Origin of the sequence: Patulibacter medicamentivorans (assembly GCF_000240225.1) — a bacterium.
Lineage (GTDB): Bacteria > Actinomycetota > Thermoleophilia > Solirubrobacterales > Solirubrobacteraceae > Patulibacter > Patulibacter medicamentivorans.
Genome location: NZ_AGUD01000352.1, coordinates 1 through 633 on the forward strand (window position 1 = coordinate 1; position 633 = coordinate 633).

General features: G+C 66.7%; 1 protein-coding gene. It reads right to left on the minus strand.

All coding sequences use genetic code 11. The features are described 5' to 3' along the window. The coding region (locus PAI11_RS23675; protein ID WP_040601560.1) for a 3-hydroxyacyl-CoA dehydrogenase family protein at window positions 1–633 on the minus strand (633 nt) is incomplete at both ends.

Genomic DNA, 633 nt, shown 5'->3' on the forward strand with positions numbered 1-633 from the left:
GCGGCTGGTGAAGAAGCCGCGCGAGTCGTTGACGACGATCGGGGTCTTCCCGATCTGCTTGGCGAAGTCGAGCGACTTCGACAGCACGTCGTCGGAGGTCTTCTCGCCCTTGATGATCTCCAGCAGCGGCATCTTGTCGACCGGGCTGAAGAAGTGCAGGCCGATGAAGTCCTCCGGCCGGCTGACGCCCTCCGCGAGGCCGGTGATCGGCAGCGTCGACGTGTTGGAGCCCAGCACCGCGTCCGGCTTGAGGAACGGCTCGATCTCGGCGAACACCTGCGCCTTGACCTTCGGATCCTCGAACACCGCCTCGATCACCAGATCGGCGTCCTGCGCGTCGGACGCCTGGTCGGTCGGGTGGATCCGGGCCAGCAGCGCGTCGCCCTTCTCCTGCGTGACCTTGCCGCGCGAGACGCCCTTCTCCACCAGCTTCTGCGAGTAGCCCTTGCCGCGATCGGCCGCCTCCTGCGAGACGTCCTTGAGCACCACGTCGATACCGGCCTTGGCACACACGTACGCGATCGCCGCACCCATCATCCCCGCACCCAGGACAACCGCCTTGGTCGCCTTCCACGTCTCGCGGTCCTTGGCCCGGCCACGCGAGCCGTTGACCGCCTGCAGGTCGAAGAAGAA